The organism is Parahaliea maris, assembly GCF_008064665.1.
GTDB lineage: Bacteria > Pseudomonadota > Gammaproteobacteria > Pseudomonadales > Halieaceae > Parahaliea > Parahaliea maris.
Map to the genome: position 1 here is coordinate 333,827 of NZ_VRZA01000002.1, position 20,837 is coordinate 354,663.

At 62.4% G+C, this 20,837-nt stretch carries 13 protein-coding genes; all 13 read left to right on the forward strand.

Annotated features, from left to right (window positions below):
- Positions 1-149: 149 nt before the first annotated feature.
- The 13 genes from nirB (at position 150) to FV139_RS05960 (ending at position 20,805) form a co-directional block, all read left to right on the forward strand.
- On the forward strand, positions 150-2,675 hold the full coding sequence (gene nirB / locus FV139_RS05900) for a nitrite reductase large subunit NirB (protein ID WP_148067330.1): 2,526 nt from the start codon (positions 150-152) through the stop codon (positions 2,673-2,675).
- Positions 2,676-2,764: 89 nt separating this feature from the next.
- The gene (gene nirD, locus FV139_RS05905; protein WP_148067331.1) at positions 2,765-3,115 is read left to right on the forward strand and encodes a nitrite reductase small subunit NirD; all 351 of its coding nucleotides are present in this window, start codon (positions 2,765-2,767) and stop codon (positions 3,113-3,115) included.
- Positions 3,116-3,128: 13 nt separating this feature from the next.
- Positions 3,129-5,327, forward strand: a complete 2,199-nt coding sequence (locus FV139_RS05910) for a molybdopterin oxidoreductase family protein (protein ID WP_148067332.1) — start codon at positions 3,129-3,131, stop codon at positions 5,325-5,327.
- A gap of 1 nt (position 5,328) precedes the next feature.
- The gene (locus FV139_RS05915) at positions 5,329-7,230 is read left to right on the forward strand and encodes a DmsC/YnfH family molybdoenzyme membrane anchor subunit (protein WP_148067333.1); all 1,902 of its coding nucleotides are present in this window, start codon (positions 5,329-5,331) and stop codon (positions 7,228-7,230) included.
- Between the two features lie 410 nt (positions 7,231-7,640).
- A complete protein-coding gene (locus FV139_RS05920) occupies positions 7,641-9,029 on the forward strand; it encodes a CmpA/NrtA family ABC transporter substrate-binding protein (RefSeq protein ID WP_148067334.1) in 1,389 nt (462 codons plus the stop codon).
- Between the two features lie 105 nt (positions 9,030-9,134).
- Complete coding sequence (locus FV139_RS05925; protein WP_235898589.1) at positions 9,135-10,076, forward strand: ABC transporter permease; 942 nt, start codon at positions 9,135-9,137, stop codon at positions 10,074-10,076.
- Positions 10,077-10,096: 20 nt separating this feature from the next.
- Entirely contained in the window at positions 10,097-11,008 is a 912-nt protein-coding gene (locus FV139_RS05930) for an ABC transporter ATP-binding protein (protein ID WP_148067336.1), read from the forward strand.
- A gap of 108 nt (positions 11,009-11,116) precedes the next feature.
- The gene (locus FV139_RS05935) at positions 11,117-12,277 is read left to right on the forward strand and encodes a tetratricopeptide repeat protein (protein ID WP_148067337.1); all 1,161 of its coding nucleotides are present in this window, start codon (positions 11,117-11,119) and stop codon (positions 12,275-12,277) included.
- 261 nt (positions 12,278-12,538) lie between these two features.
- Entirely contained in the window at positions 12,539-14,083 is a 1,545-nt protein-coding gene (locus FV139_RS05940; protein WP_148067338.1) for a phospholipase D-like domain-containing protein, read from the forward strand.
- A 62-nt stretch (positions 14,084-14,145) separates the two neighbouring features.
- On the forward strand, positions 14,146-16,575 hold the full coding sequence (locus tag FV139_RS05945) for an LssY C-terminal domain-containing protein (protein ID WP_235898590.1): 2,430 nt from the start codon (positions 14,146-14,148) through the stop codon (positions 16,573-16,575).
- A gap of 58 nt (positions 16,576-16,633) precedes the next feature.
- A complete protein-coding gene (locus tag FV139_RS05950) occupies positions 16,634-17,956 on the forward strand; it encodes a tetratricopeptide repeat protein (RefSeq protein WP_148067340.1) in 1,323 nt (440 codons plus the stop codon).
- A gap of 41 nt (positions 17,957-17,997) precedes the next feature.
- Positions 17,998-19,506 carry an FAD-binding oxidoreductase gene (locus FV139_RS05955; RefSeq protein WP_148067341.1) on the forward strand — a complete coding sequence of 503 codons (1,509 nt, stop codon included), beginning with the start codon at positions 17,998-18,000 and terminating at the stop codon, positions 19,504-19,506.
- Between the two features lie 171 nt (positions 19,507-19,677).
- Positions 19,678-20,805 carry a hypothetical protein gene (locus FV139_RS05960; RefSeq protein WP_148067342.1) on the forward strand — a complete coding sequence of 376 codons (1,128 nt, stop codon included), beginning with the start codon at positions 19,678-19,680 and terminating at the stop codon, positions 20,803-20,805.
- The last annotated feature ends 32 nt before the right edge of the window (positions 20,806-20,837 follow it).

The window sequence follows — 20,837 nt, forward strand, 5'->3', positions numbered from 1 at the left end:
TACCCGCACGTCCCCACATCGCTGTCCTATTTCCACGAGCAACGTCGCTCCCGCTCCCCGTCACCCCGTGTCGGCCGCGGAGGCAACGGTGTGCGTGGACTCAAAAGACTTGCGCCATCGGCGCGAACTGAATTGCGGAGTAGGAAGTGATGAGCACGCGCAAAATCCTCGTAGTTGGCAACGGCATGGTCGGGCACCACTTTGTGGAAAGCCTTGTCGGTCTGAAGACAGCGGACGACATTACCGTCATCGGCGAAGAACCCCGTCCGGCATACGACCGCGTTCACCTGTCTGAAGTCTTCTCCGGACGCGAGCCCTCCGATCTCGCCCTGGCCACCCGGGAAACCTATGAAAACTGGGGTGTGACAGCACACTTTGGCGATCCGGTTGTGCGCATCGAGCGTGCCAGGCGCGAGGTCGTCACCAAAGGCGGTCGCCGCTTCAGCTATGACAAGCTGGTGCTGGCCACTGGCTCCTTCCCCTTTGTGCCGCCCGTCAAAGGCGCTGATAACAAGCGCTGTCTGGTTTATCGGACCATCGACGACCTGGGCCAGATCAAGGCCACCGCCAAGGACAGCACCCGCGGCGTGGTCGTGGGCGGGGGGCTGCTCGGCCTGGAATGCGGCAACGCGCTGCGCAATCTCGGGCTGGAAACCCATGTGGTGGAATTCGCTCCCGGTCTGATGGGCGTGCAGCTCGACGAGGGTGGCTCCAATATGTTGCGCCGCAAGATCGAAGCCCTGGGCGTGCGGGTCCACACCAGCAAGAACACCCAGCAGATCGTCGAGGGCGAGAGCAGTGCCCTGAGCATGGAGTTTTCCGACGACACTGCCCTGGACACCGACATGATCGTCTTTTCGGCCGGTATTCGCCCCCGGGACCAGCTGGCCCGTGAGAGCGAGCTGGCTGTCGGCGAGCGCGGCGGCATCGTCATCGACTACAAGTGTAAAACCTCGGACTCGGATATTTTCGCCATTGGCGAGTGCGCCCTGTTTGGCGGCCGCATCTACGGCCTGGTGGCCCCCGGTTATCGTATGGCCGAGGTTGTCGCCAACCAGCTGGCCGGTGAACAGGAGGCCAGCTTCCAGGGCGCGGACATGAGCACCAAGCTGAAGCTGCTGGGAGTCGATGTCGGGTCCATCGGCGACGCCCACGGCCGCACCGAGGGCAGTATCTCCTATGTATTCAGTGACGAACGCGCCGAGGTGTACAAGCGCATCGTGACCAGCGGCGACGGCAAGCTGCTGCTGGGCGCCGTGCTGGTGGGTGACTGTGAAGACTACGACACCCTGCTGCAGTACTTCCTGAATGAAATCGAGCTGCCGGCCGAGCCGGAAAGCCTGATTGTTCCCGCGGCGGGCGACAAACCCCTGCTGGGCGCTGCCGCGCTGCCCATGACCGCTACCGTGTGTTCCTGCCACAACGTGACCAAGGGTTGCATCATCGAGGCACTCGATAGCGGTTGTTGCAGTCTCGGTGAGGTGAAGTCGGAGACCAAAGCCAGCACCGGTTGCGGCGGTTGCGCCGCCATGCTCAAGAACGTGGTGGAAGACGAGCTCTCCGCCCGCGGCGTGGTCGTCGACAAGAGCATCTGCGAGCACTTCCCCTATACCCGCCAGGAACTGTTTCACCTGGCCAAGGTGGGCGAGGTGAAAACCTTCCAGGACATGATCGATGGCCACGGCAAGGGCCGCGGTTGCGATATCTGCAAGCCGGCCATCGCCTCCATCATGGCTTCCCTGTGGAACGATCACGTCCTGGAGCTGCCCCATGTCGGCCTGCAGGACACCAACGATACCTTCCTGGCCAACATGCAGAAGGATGGCACCTACTCCATCGTGCCGCGTATCGCCGGCGGCGAGATTACCCCGGAGAAACTCATCGTGCTCGGCGAAGTGGCGAAGGAGTACGGCCTGTACACCAAGATTACCGGTGGCCAGCGTATCGACCTGTTTGGCGCCCGCCAGAACCAGCTGCCGGAAATCTGGCGCAAGCTGGTGGACGCTGGGTTTGAAACCGGCCATGCCTATGGCAAGGCCCTGCGCACCGTGAAATCCTGTGTGGGTAGCACCTGGTGCCGCTATGGCGTGCAGGACAGCGTCGGCATGGCGATCTTTATCGAGAATCGCTACAAGGGCCTGCGTTCCCCGCACAAACTGAAGAGCGCGGTATCCGGTTGCACCCGCGAGTGTGCCGAGGCCCAGTCGAAAGACTTTGGCGTTATTGCGACAGAGAATGGCTGGAACCTTTACCTCTGTGGTAACGGGGGCATGAAGCCCCGGCACGCCGACCTGTTCGCCACCGATCTCGATGACGAAACCCTGATCAAGTACATCGATCGCTTCCTGATGTTCTACGTCCGCACTGCGGACCGCCTGCAGCGCACCTCCGTGTGGATGGATAATCTCGAGGGCGGCCTGGATTACCTGCGGGAAGTCATCATCGAGGACAGCCTGGGCATCTGCGCTGAACTGGAAGCCCAGATGGCAGCGGTGGTCGGCACCTACCAGTGCGAGTGGACCACCACCATTAACGATCCGGAAAAACTCAAGCGCTTCCGCCAATTCGTGAACTCTGACGAGGAGGACAGTGGCGTGGTGTTTGTGCAGGAGCGGGGCCAGATCCGGCCGGCGCAGCCCGAGGAAAAAATCCGCCTGGTGGCCAGCAGCAAATAAGCGGCGGGCCATAGCGTAGCAGACACGCATTTGAAAAAGGCCCCGGCGGCCACGGTGTCGCCAGGGCAGTGAACGACAGGAGTAAAGGGATGGAAGCGGTGAAGCAGGACGATTGGCAAACAGTATGCACCCGGGACGACCTGGTGCTGAACTCCGGCGTCTGTGCGCTGGTCGGAGGCGAGCAGGTTGCCATATTCTACCTGCCGGATACCGACAGGCAGGTATTCGCACTGGGGAACAGGGATCCCATCGGCAAGGCCAATGTCATGTCCCGGGGTATCGTCGGCGACCTGCAGGGCCAGGTGGTGGTGGCGTCCCCGCTCTACAAACAGCACTTCAACCTCGAAACAGGCGCCTGCCTGGAAGAGGAGGGGGTGTTCCTGCCGGTTTACGATATCCAGCTGGATGGTGATGCCGTCAACGTGAAAGTGGCAGGCTGACAGGACGCATTCGATGCTCTTTGGACGACGCAAAAAGAACCCGATCATCCTGCGCGACAAGGGGGTGGTGGAGTGGAAGTACGCGACCTGCGGCTATTGCTCCACTGGCTGCTCCATTGAAGTGGGGCTGGATGCTGCGGGCAAGGCGGTGACGACTCGCGGCGTGGCCGACGCGCCGGTCAATCGGGGCAAACTGTGCATCAAGGGTATTACCGAGGCCGGCATCCTGAATGCCAGCGGCCGCGGCACTGAACCGCTTCTGCGCGATCACACCTATGAGCCTTGGCAGGCCGTGAGCTGGGATGACGCGCTGGACAAGACCGCCGCGGAATTCCGTCGCATCCAGGAGAAGTACGGCCGGGATGCCGTGGCGGTGGTGTCCACCGGCCAGATTCTCACCGAAGAGTTCTACACCCTCGGCAAGCTGGTGCGCGGCGTGATTGGCACCAATAACTACGACGGTAATACCACGCTGTGCATGGCCTCCGCGGTGTCGGGTTACAAGCGCTCTTTTGGCAGCGATGGCCCGCCCGGATGCTACGACGATTTTTCCCATACCGATTGTCTGCTGGCGTTTGGCTCCAACCTGCCCGAGCAGCACCCGGTGATTTACTGGCGCCTGAAAGAGGCGCTGGAGCGCAAGCGTTTCCCGATCATCGTTGTGGATCCGCGGGTGACCATGTTCGCCCAGTTCGCCGACATCCACCTGCCCATTACACCCGGCACCGACCTGGTCCTGCTCAACAGCCTGTGCCATGTCATCCTCAAGGAGGGCCTGGCGGACGAGGGCTACATTGCGGCTCATACCAATGGCCGCGAGGAATTCGCTGCCCTGGTCGAACAGTATGACCCGGGGATGGCCGCCAAGATCACCGGTATCGACGAAGACACCATCCGTCACGTAGCGCGACTCTATGCCGGCGCCGGCGCCGCCATGAGCATCTGGACCATGGGGATCAACCAGAGTACCCACGGTTCCGATGGCGTCGCCGCCATCAACAATCTCAACCTTATCACTGGCAATATCGGCAAGCCGGGGGGCACTTCGCTCTCCATCACCGGGCAGTGCAATGCCATGGGCACCCGCGAATGGTCGTCCTGTTCCGGCCTGCCGGGCTATCGAGTGCTGGAAAACCAGGCCCACCGTGAGGAGGTTGGCAAGTTCTGGGGAGTGGACCCGGAGTTCTTCCCGGAGAAACGCGGGCGTTTCATGACCGACATCTTCCCGGCTATCGAGACCGGTGAGATCAAGGCCCTGTGGCTGGTGGCCACCAACCCCATGACCTCTATGCCCAATACCGGCAGGATGCGCAAGATACTGGAGAAGCTGGAGTTCTGTGTGGTGCAGGATTCCTACGTGGACGTCGAGGCCAACCAGTACGCCCACGCCTATTTTCCCGCCAGTGTCTGGGCGGAGAAGGACGGCTGCTTTACCAACACCGAGCGCCGGGTAAACCGGGTAACCCCGGTGACCGCGCCGCACGCCAACTCCAAACCCGACCTGTGGATTTTCAGTGAACTGGCCAAGCGCTGGGAGCAGGGGCGGAAAATGGCCTTTCCCGAGGCGGCCTCGGATGTATTCGAGGAGATGAAAGCCCTCTCGGTGGGCACCGGGGCCAATGGCGCGCCACGTAACCTCGACATTTCGGGAATGAGCTACGACCTCATCCTTGAGCAGCGTGGCATTCAATGGCCCATGCGGGAAGGCGATGCAACAGGGAGTGCCCGACTCTACACCGACGGCGTGTTTCCCTATCCGGACGGCAAGGCAAAGTTGCTGGCGCTGCCCTGGACAGACAACAACGAGAATCCCGATCCGGACTTCCCCTTCTGGTTGAACAGCGGCCGGGTGGTAGAGCACTTCCACACCCGCACCCGCACCGGCAAGGTGGGTAACTGCAACAAGTTCAGCCCCACTGCCTACATGGAGATGAACCCGGATGCAGCGCGGGAGCTCGGTATCGAGAACATGCAGTACGTTCGCCTGGTATCCCGTCGCGGTGACGCCATCGTGCTGGCCCAGCTCACCCAGCGAGTGCCGCGCAACATGGTGTTCGTGCCATTCCACTTCCACGATTGCGTCAATCGCGTCTCCCTGGGACTGCTCGACCCGCATTCGCGACAGCCGGCTTTCAAGCAGGCCGCGGTGCGCATAGAGCACGTGGACCAGGCCGAGGCGGCCCGCCTGAATCGCGAAATGAGAACGTTCTAGTATGTCGGTAAAACTGTTCGAACCCATTGCCAGTACCCGGCCTTCCCAGTCGCTGTTCCCCCTGCGGGACGACGAGCCGGAATACGCCCTGCTGAATGACCCGGAGAGTGCCGAGGTCAATCGCTATGGCAATCGCATTGCCCTCAAGGAACTGGTCGACGAGGCGACCTCGCTGAACATCAACGGTGTTCGTGAGGTCGGCTTCAACCCCAACCGCAACAAGCAGCACGCGTTCCATTTCACCGCGGATAACTGCATTGGCTGTCACGCCTGTGAGTCCGCCTGCAGTGAGAAGAACGACCTGCCGCCTCACCTGAGCTTCCGCAGCGTGGGGTACGTGGAGGGCGGCACCTATCCCAACTTTGTGCGCATGAATATTTCCATGGCGTGCAATCACTGCGACGACCCTGTGTGCCTGAAGGGCTGCCCGACCCGCGCCTACACCAAGCATCCGGAATACGGCGCGGTGATCCAGGACCCGGATATCTGCTTTGGCTGCGGCTATTGCACCTGGGTTTGCCCCTATAACGCGCCGCAGCTCGATCCGGTGGCGGGGCAGGTGGAAAAATGCAACATGTGCGTGGACCGGCTGGAAGTGGGGCTCAAACCCGCCTGCGTCTCGGCCTGCCTCGGCAATGCCCTGAACTTCGGTGTGGTGGAAAACACCCCGGACCGCCGGGAGCAGATCGACACCCGCATTCCCGGTTTCCCGGATCCGGAAATCAGCAAGCCCAATATCCGCTTCCAGCAGACCCGTTCCATGCCCCGCGAGCTGACCCGCACCGATTCGGCGCCGGTCAAGTACCGCCGTGACGACGAGGCCGGGCACTATCGCCCGGCGGTCGATAAAAAAACGGGTACCGCCCGCCACTGGAGTCTCTCCCGTCTTTCCAGCCGTGAAAATCCGCTGGTGTTGTTCACCCTCGCGGCGCAGGCGGCCATCGGCCTGTTTGCCATGCTGCTGCTGGGTACCCTGGCGGGTAACGAAGTGGTCGGCACGGTCAGCCGTTCAGTGGTTTACCCGGGCGCGGTGGCCCTGTGCCTGGGACTGGTCGCCTTTGGCCTGTTCATGTCAACGGTCCACCTTGGCAAGCCGATTCGCTTTTATCGCGGCTTCAACAATTTGCGCCATTCGCCGGTGGCGCGTGAAGGGGCGGGCGTCGCCGGCTTCATGGCCTTTGCGGGGCTGCACATGCTCGCGATACTGGGGCAGCAGGAATGGCTACAGTCCTTCCTGCCAGGCCTAACCGGGTTCGCCGGCGTATTTGAAACGACCGCTGTGGTGACCGGTTTGCTGGCCATCGCCAGCTCGGCCATCGGCCTGTACTACATGTACCGCTGCTACCGCATCAAGGCGCGGCCGTTCTGGGACCACAAGCAGACGGGCTTCGCCTTCGTCGGCTGTAGCCTGTACCTCGGCGCCCTGTGCCTGGCGGCAACGGGCAGCGTGGCGATGCTGTTGGCGGGGATGCCGCTGTCGCCGCTGCTGGGGCTGTGTGGCTCATTGATGGCGCTCGGACTGGCGCTGGAAGCGATTGGGCTCTACCTGCACGCCAGGGATATGAACGCCGCCGGCAACGAGGGCGCAGTGTCCCACTACGTGCAGTGCACCACCTTTGGCAAGACCTACCTGTTGCGCAACGCTTTACTGATAGTGGCCCTGGCGGGGCTGGCGACAGCGCCCCTGTATGTGTCGTCAACGGTGGGTATGGTGCTGTGGTTCGTACTGGCGCTGGCCGCGGTTGGCGTTGCCGTCATCGGACGCGCGCTGTTCTATGTGCTGGTGGTGCCGACCACCATGCCCGGTGCCTTCTTCTGGAAAAACAAGGGTTTTGAGCAACACGCGCGGGATATCGGCCTGGCCGCCATGCCCCAGGTAGGGGTGGTACCCGACCTCCACTGACTGTCTGTTCTCCTTGTAACGCGCCGTGGGACATACCTGCCCACGGCGCGTTTTTTTTGCCCACTCGATTCTGTCGGCACCCTTTGATTCCGCGCTACGGGTGATTGCGCACTGTTCGTGATTGCGCACTACTGGTGCCCGCGCACCAAGACGTGACAGCTCATGCACCGTTGCAGAGTTCAACTCCGGGCGCAGGGGCCGCTTCACTGTGATGAAGTGTTTATAAGTATATGAAAATAAATAGTTTTCGCTTTTCTGGCACGCCACTTGATAATAATATTACGCAGTTTCATCACATCGCTACTCCTCTTATTCACGAGCAACGACGCTCTTGCCCATCGCTGACTTCAGCTGATGGCAGGAGGAGTCGCCTGTGCGTGATCCACTCAAACTTGAAGGGGAAGAGAACAATGCAGCGCAGATGGACATCTTTTGCAGGTTGGCGCAAGTTGCCGCAGGTACTGGTTACTGCCGGTGCACTGCTACTGGGTCATACGGTGAGCGCCGAAATCGGCGAGCCGGAAAAAGACGAACTCAAGTTCGGCTTCATTAAACTGACCGACATGGCGCCGCTTGCCATTGCTTATGAAAAAGGCTTCTTCGAAGACGAGGGCCTCTACGTCACCCTGGAAGCCCAGGCCAACTGGAAAGTTCTGCTGGACGGCGTGATCGACGGCCAGCTCGATGGCGCGCACATGCTGGCCGGTCAGCCGCTGGCGGCAACCATCGGTTTTGGCACCAAGGCGCATATCGTCACCCCGTTCTCCATGGACCTGAACGGCAACGGTATTACCGTTTCCAATTCCGTCTGGAATGAGATGAAAGCGAACCTGCCGATGATGGACGACGGCAAGCCCGTGCATCCCATCAAGGCAGATGCCCTCAAGCCCGTCGTCGAGAAATACACTGCCGAGGGCAAGCCCTTCAATATGGGCATGGTGTTCCCGGTTTCCACCCACAACTACGAGCTGCGTTACTGGCTGGCCGCTGGCGGCATTCACCCGGGCTACTACGCACCGCACAAGGGCGACATCTCCGGGCAGATCAGCGCCGAGGCCCTGCTGTCGGTAACCCCGCCCCCGCAAATGCCTGCAACTCTCGAGGCCGGCACCATCTACGGTTACTGTGTGGGTGAACCCTGGAACCAGCAGGCGGTGTTCAAGGGAATAGGCGTGCCGGTCATCACCGACTACGAGATCTGGAAGAACAACCCGGAAAAAGTGTTCGGCCTGACCCAGGAGTTCACCGAGAAGTATCCCAACACCTCGGTGAGGGTGGTGAAGGCCTTGCTGCGCGCGGCCAAATGGCTCGACGACAAGGACAATGCCAACCGGCCCGAGGCGGTGGATATCCTGTCCTGGCCGGAGTACGTGGGCGCCGATGCCGAGGTGATCGCCAATTCCATGACCGGTACCTTCGAGTACGAGAAGGGTGACAAGCGCGAGGTTCCCGACTTCAACGTGTTCTTCCGCTACAACGCAACCTATCCCTACTACTCCGACGCCATCTGGTACCTGACCCAGATGCGTCGCTGGGGCCAGATTGCCGAGCCCAAGTCCGACGACTGGTACAAGCAGGTGGCACAGAGCGTGTACCGCCCGGACATCTACCGCCAGGCGGCTGAAGAGCTGATTGCCGAAGGCGAGATGGCGGCTGGCGACTTCCCCAACTTCGACTCGGAGTCGGGTTACAAACCGGCGCAGCATGCGTTCATCGACGAAATCACCTACGACGGTCGCTCGCCCAACGCCTATCTCGAGAAATTCACCATCGGTCTGAAAGGTGCGGAAGTCCTGTAAGGGGCTTTCGCAACGACCGTTCAATCTGCCTTGCGGAGGTGTGTCATGGCTGAATCAGTAGTGGCGGAAGCGCAACCCGTCATGGACCAGCGCTTCGAACAGATCATGGAGCGAATCAATCCCCAGCGCCTGCTGAAAGTGGTGCTGCCCCCCCTGCTGGGAATCATCGTATTCCTGGGGGTGTGGCAGGCCGCCGCCGAACGGATCGACACCTCGCTGGGGCAGTTCCCGGGCCCGGTGCAGGTGTGGGAGCAGGTTGAAAACCTCGCCGGGGAACATGTGCGGGCACGGGAAAAAGAGGCTGCCTTCTATGAACGCCAGGAGGCACGCAATGCAAAAAAGCTGGCGGCGAACCCGGACGCAGAGGTGAAGTGGCGGGACTATACCGGCAAACCCGTGTTCCTGGACCAGATCTGGACCAGCCTGGTGACCGTCGCGGCCGGCTTCGTACTGGCCAACCTGGTCGCCATTCCACTGGGCATCGTGTGCGGCCTGTCGAGCGGTATCTACAAGGCGGTCAACCCGATCATCCAGGTGTTCAAGCCGGTTTCGCCCCTGGCCTGGCTACCGCTGGTGACGATGGTCGTCAGTGCTACCTATACCAGCGAAGATCCCATGTTCGACAAGTCCTTTCTGAACTCGGCGATCACCGTTGCCCTGTGCTGCTTGTGGCCGACCTTGATCAATACCACGGTAGGAGTCGCGGGGATCGACCGGGACCTGGTGAACGCCAGTCGCGTTATGTCCCTGTCGCCGACACTGCACGTGCGTAAGATCGTACTGCCGGCCTCCATGCCGATGATTTTCACCGGCCTGCGCCTGTCGCTGGCGACCGGCTGGATGGTGTTGATCGCGGCGGAGATGCTGGCCCAGAACCCGGGGCTCGGCAAGTTTGTCTGGGACGAGTTCCAGAACGGTAGTTCCGATTCACTCGGCCGCATCATGGTCGCCGTGCTGGCCATTGGCTTCATCGGTTTTGCGCTCGACCGCACCATGCTGGCCCTGCAGGGCCGATTCAACTGGGATAAACAGGCGGTGCTGCGCTAGCAGTGCCGGGGGAGACGACTATGAACGCGAACTATCTGGAACTGACCGGTGTGGGTATCGAGTTCGATACCGGGGGCAAAACGCCCTTCCGCGCCCTGCAGAATGTAAACCTGAAAATCGCCGAAGGGGAGTTTGTCTCCCTGATCGGTCACTCCGGCTGCGGTAAATCGACGGTGCTGAATATCATCGCCGGCCTGCACCAGGCCACCGAGGGCGGCGTGATCCTGGAGGGCAGGGAGGTGGTCCGGCCGGGCCCCGACCGCGCCGTGGTGTTCCAGAATCACTCGCTGATGCCCTGGCTCACCGTGTACGACAACGTGGCCCTTGCAGTGGACCAGGTGTTTCGCAAATCCAAGACCCGCGCCGAGCGCCGGGAATGGATCGAGCACAACCTGGAGCTGGTCAATATGAGCCACGCCCTGCACAAGTTGCCGGCGGAGATTTCCGGCGGTATGAAGCAGCGGGTCGGCATTGCGCGCTGCCTTGCCATGCAGCCCAAGGTCGTGTTGATGGACGAGCCTTTCGGCGCCCTCGACGCCCTGACGCGGGCCCAGTTGCAGGATTCCCTGATGCAGATCCAGGCTGACCTGGGCAATACGGTGGTGATGATCACCCACGACGTGGATGAGGCCGTGCTGCTGTCGGACCGGATCGTCATGATGAGCAATGGCCCCGCGGCCACCATCGGCGAAATCCTCACCATCGATCTGCCTCGTCCCCGGGACCGTCTGGGCCTGGCGGAAGACCCTCATTTCGTGCACCTGCGTCACCAGGTACTGGAGTTCCTCTACGCCCGCCACGGCACACCCACGGCCCAGGAGTCAGCGGCGCCCGTCGGCGGCCCCACCCCGGTCACCGATGTGTCACCGGTCGCGGCCCCGGCCAGGCAGGAGAGCACTGGCAGCGCAGAGGGAGGAAGCGAAGCAGCCTGAAAGGGCTGAGGGTGCGGTACCCCGGAGAAGGCTGTGCTAGGCTGAAGGCAGTGAGGTCATTGGAACGCAGCCTTGACGCCCACGCACCGATACAGCCAGGTTCTTATATTGCCGGCCCTCGCGTGCCTCAGCGCACTGGCCGGCGCGGCCCCGGAGGGCCAGAACCGCTGGACTGAAGACGCCGTGCGACGTGCCGAGCACGCCAGGGGTGCCTATGCGCCCGATCTGATCGAGCCACTCAGCGACAGTGCCCGCTTTCACAGCGAAGCCGGTAAGCACAGCGATGCCATCAGCGATTACCAGCGAGCCCTGCACCTGACCCGCATCAACGGCGGGCTCTACAATGCCGGCCAGATCCCCCTGTTGCAGCAGCTGGCGGTGAGCCAGGAATCCCTCGGCCAGCTGCTGGAGGCCGACAGCACCCGGGATTACCTGTACCGGGTGCAACGCAATGTGTTGTCAGCCGACCCTGCCGAAAGTGCCCGCGCCGCGCTGGTCCGGGCGCGCTGGAAGCGGAACCTGTACCGCGCCGGCGTTGGTCACGAGCCCTACCTGTGGCTGTTGCAGAGTCACCGCGCCCACGCTGAGGCCCTGGAGCTGCTGGGGCCGGATAATCCGGATTTCAGCGCGCGACTGGAGCACGTTTATGGCCGCATGGAAACCGAGTACCTGATTTCCCACTACCGGAATCCCCAGCAACGCGGCCTCAGTTTTTCCTCCCCCGGGTTTGCGGGAAGGGTAAGCCTCGACGCCGATGCCTTCCGCCTGCTCAAAAAGCACAACTACCGCAACGGGCGCAAGACGCTGCAGCAGGCCATCGATCTGTTGCAGAGTATCGACCCCTTGCCCCTCGAGGAACTGGCCCGGGTGCACATTGCCCTGGGCGACTGGCACCTCTGGTGGTTCCAGCACTCGAGCGCCCAGCACAGCTACCGCGATGCCTGGCGGCTGTGGGAAGGCGAGCGGGGTGCCGGCACCGCCGCCAGTGCGCTGTTTCCCGAGCCACGACTGCTGCCGGACGGACAGAAACTCGGCAGCGGCAGTGTGGGCGGGGAGGCCGGAGCTCATGTGCGCTTCCGGGTTTCAAAGAAGGGAGAAGCCAGGGACATCGAAGTGCTGGAGCTTGCGGCGCCACCCGGCAGGGATAGCGATTTCGCCCGGGTGGTCGTGTTTAACCTGCTCAAGGAGTACCGCTTCCGGCCAGTGGTGCGCGCCGGTGAGGTGGTGACGGGCGAGCCGGTTGAACGTCGGTTTCGCTTCGACTACTGAGGGGAAGGGTGCGCGCGGGGTTTCCTTTGCAGATACTGCGATCCGGTCATAGGCAGGCCATGGAATCTGGTCTAGTCTGAGGGCTGGCTGGATCAGTACCATCCGGCTGGCACGCAACCGCGGACCCTGTGTGAGGTGAGACTGTCGCCAGGAGATACCCCACGACGCTGCCGGGTTGCCGATGGACCGTGACAAAACGCGCGAGGAGTGGCTGTGAACAACAGTGGAAAGTACCGGGCAGGGTGGGCGACACGGAGTTTCATGAAGAGCTCCCACGGACGTGGACGGTTGCTGCTGGGATTGCTGCTCATTGGATTGCTGGGGGCCTGCACGCAGGCTACGATCGAGGTTGAAGGCGAACGTCCCCCCGCCAGCTTTGCCCTGGAGCCGGCAAGCACCGGGCTGCTGGCCGAAATTGCCGAGGGCATCACCGCCGGGCACGGCGAGGAGGCGTCCGGTTTTCGCATTCTGGACTCCAGCCACTCGGGACTCTACTGGCGCCTGGCCCTGATCGACTCCGCAACCACCTCGCTGGAGATACAGACCTATCTCTGGTACCCCGATGCCAGTGGCCGCCTGTTGCTGGAGCGGGTGGTGGCCGCTGCCCGCAGGGGGGTGCGGGTTCGCCTGATCCTCGACGATCTCCTGTTGCAGGGGCAGGACCAGCTGATCGCCAACCTGCAGGCGCAGGACAATATCGAGTTTCGCATTTTCAATCCCTGGAGCCAGCGCGACAGCCTGCTGGATCGGGCCGGCGAGATGATCGCCGAATTGGAGCGGCTCAATACCCGCATGCACGACAAGTTGCTGATCGCCGACGGGCGCGCGGCCGTGATCGGCGGCCGCAACGTGGGGGACCACTATTTTGGCCTCAACGAGATCTATAATTTCCACGACACGGACCTGTTGGGCATCGGTCATATCGGCGTGCAGGCCAACGCCATGTTCGACAAGTTCTGGAACAGTGACTGGGTGGTGTCAGCCGGTAACCTGTCAACTGCTCCGGACCCGGAGGTCGCGTATGAGCAATGGCAGGACCTCGTTGCCCGGAACGTCACATCGCCCGTGCTGGAAGCCTTTCCGCGACGGGTGAAGGACTGGTCCGGCGAGTTGCGCAGGGAGGCCAAAGACCTGCGGATCGGCCGCAGTAAACTGGTCTACGACGAGACGGCCACCGAGCAGATCAGCCAGAATGTGCTGTCCCAGATATTCAACTTTTTCAGCCTGGCCCAGCGCGAGCTGCTGATCATGAACGCCTACGTGATTCCGTCCGAGAAGGTCATCACCTTTATGCAGGAGCTCACTGACCGCGGCGTCAAAACGCGGCTGCTGACCAATTCCCTGGCCTCCCACGATGTACCGGCCGTTAACAGCCACTACGAACCCTGGCGGGATGATTTCCTCGAAGCCGGCATCGACCTGTACGAGCTGCGCTCGGACCCGGCCATCGCCGCCACCGTGGTTGATGTGGCGCCGGTGCAGGCGGAATTCACTGGCCTGCACAGCAAGACGGCGGTGGTGGACCGACGTTATGTGTTCATTGGCTCGATGAACTTTGATCCGCGCTCGGCCAGGATCAATACCGAGATGGGCGCCTTCGTTGATTCGCCCGCATTGGCGGAGGATATGGCGGCCATCATCGAGCGGGACATGGCGCCGGAAAATGCCTGGCGAGTGCAACTGGATGCTGAAGGTGAGCTGTACTGGCAAAACAGCGAGGAGACGGTGACCCGGCAACCGGCGCGCAATGGCATGCAGCGGGTGATGAACCTGTTGATGAAACTCGGACCAGAGGATCAGTACTGAGCGCTATGGGCGGCCATGCCGGAGGGCGGTACCTGTCGCTTGGCAAACCGCTGTTGTCCCGAGTGCTCCTGGTACTGCTGGCCCTGGGGTTGGCCGCCTGTGGCACCCAGTCCTACATTCCCAGGTCACTGGATAACGCGGATTTCCTGCAGCGTGGCCTGAGTCAGAATGACGGCCCGGTGCGGGTCGGGGCCGCGGTTCCCGACGCCGAAGAAACCCTGCAACTGACGGGCCTGGATCTCTACGACCAGGGTATACAGCCGGTCTGGCTGCGGGTGGAGAATACGGGAACGGAGCCCCTGCGGATCGCCCTGAGCAGCATCGACCGGGAGTATTTCTCCCCCATCGAAGTAGCCTACATGAACCGTGGCGCCTACAGTAGCAAGGGCTATACCGCCATGGAAAGGTGGTTTCATGAGCACGGGCTTGAGCGTACGGTGCCACCGGGACAGTCCCGGGAGGGGTTCGTGTTCACCCACCGGATGCCCGGTACCAAGGCTTTCAACCTGGATATCTACGGTAATCAGCAAGCCTATAACTTCACGTTTTTCCTGCCGCTGCCGGGGTTCGCCGCCGACTACACCGAAGTCGATTTCACGACACTCTATGCCCCGGACTCCATCCGGCAGCTTGATCGTTCAAGCCTGAGACACTGGCTCGAGAATGAGCTGTCCTGTTGCGCGACGGGGCCTGAAGGCGTTGGCGATGGCGGGCCCTTGAATGTGGCCCTGGTGGCGAGCCCGCTGGCGCTGCGCAGGGCACTGTTTCGCGGTGGTTGGTGGGAGTCCCGGGCCGATGATCCGACTACCCGGCGGGCCCGCGAACACCACTACCGCGGCCGCCCCCCGGATGCCATTTTCACGCTGAACCGGATGGACAGCAACGAGCGGCTGCAGCTGCACCTGTGGCTCGCGCCATTAACGGTTGAGGGTGAACCTGGATGGGTGGGGCAGGTCCTGTACCGGCGGGTGCGCTCGGGGCTCGAGGCCCTGTCCGGGCTGGAGAACTACCTGGACAGCGGGTGGCGATTGCGTCTGTTTGCCAGGGAGAGCGTGGAATCCGACGTGGACAACGCCCATCGCTACCTGGTCCAGAACCTGTGGTACAACCAGAGCCTGCGCTCTATCGGCTTCCTCGGCGGGGCGGGGGAGTCCAGTTCCGAGGCGCCGCGAACTACCTTCGACGGCTTTCCCTACGTGACCGAGGGGTTTCGCGCGGTCATGTTTCTTTCCGAGCAACCGGTGGCGATGAGCGAAACGACCCTGATCTACCAATCCTCCCGGCGCCGTGAGTTGTTACAGGGTGACCCGGTGCCGCCGCCGAATGACCGCCTGCACCGCCTGCAACAGGGCAACCTGACCATTACCTCGGCGGTACCGAGCGCCCGGGAGGCAAAAGCGATCTTCGGTGTGGATCTCTACCGGCGCAACATCCAGCCGGTCTGGCTAAAGGTCGAAAGCAGCAGTGATCGCGACCTGGTGTTGACGCCCTACGGCCTCGATCCGGCCTATTTCAGTCCGCGGGAATCGGCCCAACGATTGCGGGGCAACGCGGTGGACGACAGCTCTGTTTCCAGTACCGCATTCGAAAAACGGGCGATCAACCACTTGCAACTGCCGCCCCACAGCAGCCACTCGGGCTATATTTTTACCCGCGTGGACGAGGGCACCAAATCCTTCAATGTCGACGTGGTGGGTGATGGCGAACCCTACCTGATGACCTTCGTGGTGCCGGTACCGGGACTCAAGCTGGACCATTACTCCCGCGACTTCGCCGGGCTGTACCCTGCGGAGGAGTTGCAGGATGTGGACTTACCGGGCCTGGCCGCAGCCCTCGACCAGTTGCCCTGCTGCGTTCGCGATGCCAGTGACAAGGATGACGGCGACCCGCTCAACCTGGTGCTTGTCGGCGGGATCGATGACCTGTATTACGCTTTCCTGCGCGCGGGCTGGGATGAAACCGAGACCATCTACGCCACGTCCCTGTGGAAGACTGGCCTGTCGGCCCTGTCGGGTGGACGCTACCGCTATTCCCCGGTCAGCGCCCTCTACGTGTTTGGCCGGGCACAGGATGCGGCCTTCCAGCGCGCTCGCAGCAGTATTCACGAACGCAATCACTTTCGCATCTGGCTGACGCCCCTGAGAGTGGAGGGCAAGCCGGTGTGGATTGGCCAGATCAGTCGCGACATTGGCGTTCATTTCACCTGGCGTACCATCACCACCCACAAGATCGACCCGGATGTCGACGAGACCCGGGAGTACCTGCTGGAGAATCTGGCCTACGCCCAGGCCGTCAAGCGCTTCGGCTATGTGGAGGGCGTGGGGCGGGCGGACTACGGTGAGCCGCGGGGTAACCTCACCGGTGATCCCTACTTCACCGATGGCCGGCGGATACTGCTCTGGCTCAGCCGCGAGCAGACGGCCATCGACAACATCGACGTACTCGGCTTCCTTCGCCCGGACGCTCCCCCCGCCTTGCCGCTTTCGCCTTAGCCCGGATTCTGGTCTACTCTAGTTCAGTGTCCGCGCGCCCGGGGGCGCAGGGGGAGCATTGCGAGTCCGTGCCTATCTCATCCAGCTGAGTCTGCTGACAGCGCTGCTGCCGGCCACGGTCACGCATGCCGCCCACCCCAATAATTCCATCGCCCCCAAACCCCCTCCGCCCACCCGTTACGGCCTGACCATCAAGCGCGCCGACGACGAGCGCTTCGCGCCCTTTGTTCCCGACCAGTCACTCAACCAGGCCCCTCGCGGCCCCTACCTCGCCATGGTCGAGTCGGCGGAACTGGCTGCCGGACCCTATTCCCCCGACCTGGTGGAGCCCCTGCACACCCTGGGGCAGAGCCTGCAGGCCGCCGGCCGCTACAACGAGGCCATTCGCCACTACCGGCGAGCGCTGCACCTGCTGCGGGTGAACCAGGGCCTGTACGACCCGGCACAGCTCCCCCTGCTGGAGGCTCTCGCCGAGAGCCTGGTGGCACTGGGTGACCTGCCCCAGGCCGACCGTACCCACGATTACCTGTTCCGGGTACAGCAGGCCACCTACGCCGCGGACAGCACCGAATTGCTGCAGGCGGCGTCCCGACATGCAGAGTGGAAGCGCTCGACCTACCTGGCCGGCTACGGCTTCGACACCTTCCGCCGCCTGGTGGAGATGCACCGCACCCATGACGACGTCGCCGATGCCCTGGCGGAAACCGACCCTTATGACGCCTCCCGCTTACCGCACCTGTATCGACGGATGCGCGCGGAATACCTGGTGTCGCGCTACGAGGGCGAGCAGGACCCGGTGTTCAGTGTGCGGGGGTCTGGTGTCAGTGGTGAGCGCTACGCTGTCAGCACGGACCTCGACTTCGAGGACTTCCGCCTGCTCAAGAAACACAACTTCCGCAATGGCCGGATGACCATGGAGCAGATCATCGATGTGCTCGAGCACCGGCAGGACACGGCCCCGGAGGACCTGGTCAGAGCCCATGTGGCACTCGGCGACTGGTTCATGTGGTGGGACCAACCCGCCCGTGCCATCGGCTCCTACGAATCGGCCTGGGCCGCGATGGACCCCCATGGCGGCGGCGCTCCCGTGCTGTTTGAGGAGCCCGTCGAGTTGCCCGCCGACAAGGTGTTCCAGCCCACGCTGCCGGCGGTGGAAGGGGGCTTCAATGCCCGCGCCAGGGTTCGCTTCGATGTATCGCGCCTGGGCCAGGTACGTAACATCGAGTTCCTCGAGGTGGAAACGGAACAGGAAGAGAAGCGCGAAACCGCCCGACTCGCCCTCTATCGCCTGCTCCATGATTTCCGCTTCCGTCCCATCCTGCGCGACGGCGAGGCGGTGGCCGCGCGGGGTATCGAACGCGAGTACCGGTTCGAGTACTGACCACAAAACGGATACCACACCAATATCAGGGAGAAGATTTAATGCATCGTCGTCAATTTGTCGGGGCGGGCGTGGGCCTGCTGTTGGCCGGGTACACCTTGCCTTCAAGAGCACTTACCGCAGTGTACGCCGGGCTACAATCGGTGGACTCAGATATCCAGGCCCTTACCCTGGACGACCGCCAACAGATTATTCCCAGAGCTGCCGTGCAGGAGTTGGCCGACAGCCTGCGCGGCCGTCTGCTGCTCCCCGGAAAGACTGGCTATGAACTCGCCCGCCAGGTGCTCAACCCCGCTATCGACAAACACCCGGCCCTGATCGTCCAGCCAACCGGACCGGCCGACGTGCAGTCCGCCGTGCAGTTTGCCGGCGCCAACAACCTGGTGATCGCGGTCAAATGCGGCGGGCACAGTTTTTCCGGCAAATCCACCTGCGATGGCGGCCTGCTGATCGACCTTTCCCGTTACCGCAATGTGCACGTAGACAGCGAGCGCCGGCTGGCCTATGTCACCGGGGGGAGTCTGTTGGGCGCGCTGGACCACGAGACCCTGGCCCGCGGCCTGGTCACCACAGCAGGTACGGTCTCTCACACCGGAGTAGGGGGGCTGGCTACCGGCGGCGGATTTGGCCGGGTTGGGCGTCGATTCGGTCTGGCGCTGGACAACATCCACGCGGTGGACGTTGTTGGCGCCGACGGCCAGTTACGCCATGCCAGTGCCGAGGAAAACCCGGACCTGTACTGGGGAGTGCGCGGCGGCGGCGGCAACTTTGGTGTGGTGACCAACTTTGAATTTCACTTGCATCCGATGCAGCGCAAGGTCATCGGTGGAAAACTGATGTACAGCATGGACAAGGCCCGGGCCCTGCTGGAAACCTATGCCGAACATTCCCCGCGGATGCCGGACGAGATGTATATCGATTGCGGTGTGGCCTACCCGCCCGGCGGCAGCGCGGGCTTTGCCAATCTGGATATCTGCTACAGCGGGCCGCCGGCGGACTATGAGAAGTACATGCGACCCTTTGCGTCGTTGGGCGAGCCACTGCAGAACGGCGTTCGCGAGGTTGACTACGTAGCCCTGCAGCGCAGCGGTGACTTCTCCGACCCGCGGGCGATGGTGTCCTATGTGAAGGACGGTTTCCTGGATGGTATTCCGCAAGCCATGGTGAACGATATTCTGGAAGGACTGGAAGCCGATCCAGGGCGCTTCACCCAGTTCTATTTCCAGCACGCGGGTGGTGCTATCGGCCGGGTGGAGCCGGGCGATACTGCCTTCGTCCAGCGTTATGTGACCCACGACGCCATGGTCATTCTGGCCTGGCCCCCCACCGCTGATTCCGACAAACATGTCGCCTACATCCGCGACTACTGGGGCCAGTTGGAACCCTACACCCGCGGTTTCTACACCAACGTCGAAGACAGTGCCCGGCTGGTGCAAATGCAGAGCAATTTCGAGGGCAACTTCCAGCGTCTGGTGTCGCTCAAGGATCGCTATGACCCCCGCAACCTGTTCCGCCTGAACGCGAATATCAAGCCTTCGGCTATGGGTTGAAGCCTCCCCCTGAATGCCTGCTGTGAACGGCAGGCATTCGGCAGGTATGTGGTCACCGGTTCAGTTTGCTATACACTCGTACAGTCACTTTTTCGCCTCGCTTGTGGCGGGGCGGAACGTGGCCCATGCTGCCGAGCGAGTTCGACAATAACAATCAACCGGAGGCTGACAATGCTGACCCGCCTGGATGACTACCCGATTCACCAGACCGCCGAACCGATTGCCCGGACTGCCAGCAGTGACCGTTACACCTACGATCGCTACTGGTACAACGGCCACGACCGGGAGGGCAGTTTCTACTTCGGTGTGGTGCTCTGCCGTTATCCCAACCTCGGCATCATGGATTGCAGCCTGAGTGTGGCGCTCGACGGTCGGCAGTACGCGTTTCACGGTTCCCGTCGGGCGCCGGTAGAACCGACCGAGACTGAAGTGGGCCCCTTCAAGCTGGAAATCCTCGAGCCCATGGGGCGGCACCGGGTGACCATTACGGAAAACGATACCGGCATCTCCTGCGACCTGGTATTCACCCCGCGGACCGCCTGTATCGAGGAGGGGCGCCAGACCCTGCGCAATGAGCGTCACATGATCATGGACGCCACCCGCCTGGATCAGTTTGGCAAGTGGGAAGGCTGGATTCGTCTCGACGGTCGCGAGCTGGCCGTTGGCGGTGAGGCGACACTGGGTCTCAAGGATCGCTCCTGGGGTATTCGCCCGGTCGGGGAGGCCTATCCCGGAGGTGCTCCGATCTCCTCTTTCGAGGCCACCCATTTCTGCTGGCTGCCCGTTCACTGGGAAAATCGTTGCACCCTGGCGAGCTGGTTCGAGGATGCCGCCGGGCACCAGTGGCACACGGACCAGTGCATCCTTCCCCGCTACGCCAGCATGAGTGACATTCCGGGAACCACCGACCCGGCTGCCTCGGTGTGGCACGGCAATGTCGGACACGCCCTGGAACTGATCCCCGGGACCCGGCGGGCCAGCTCGGCCGTGGTAACGATGAACGACAGGGGCGGGGAGTCACTGGAGATAAAGGTCGAACCGCTACTGTTACACCGGATGAAAGGCCTGGGCTACCAGCACCCGGAGTGGGGCCACGGCAAGTGGCACGGGGAGCTGGTCATTGCCGGAGAGAGCTGGGATGAGGCCGACCTCGACCCGCTGGCACTGGAGAACATTCACGTGCAGCAGGTGATACGTGCCACCTGTAACGGCGAGGTGGGATACGGTGTGCTGGAGCAGCTGCACATCGGCGCCTCCGCCAGCTACGGCTTCAAGGACTGGTTCGACGGCGCCAGTTGAGGCGGGTTTGCACCCGCCCAATCCCTTCAGCG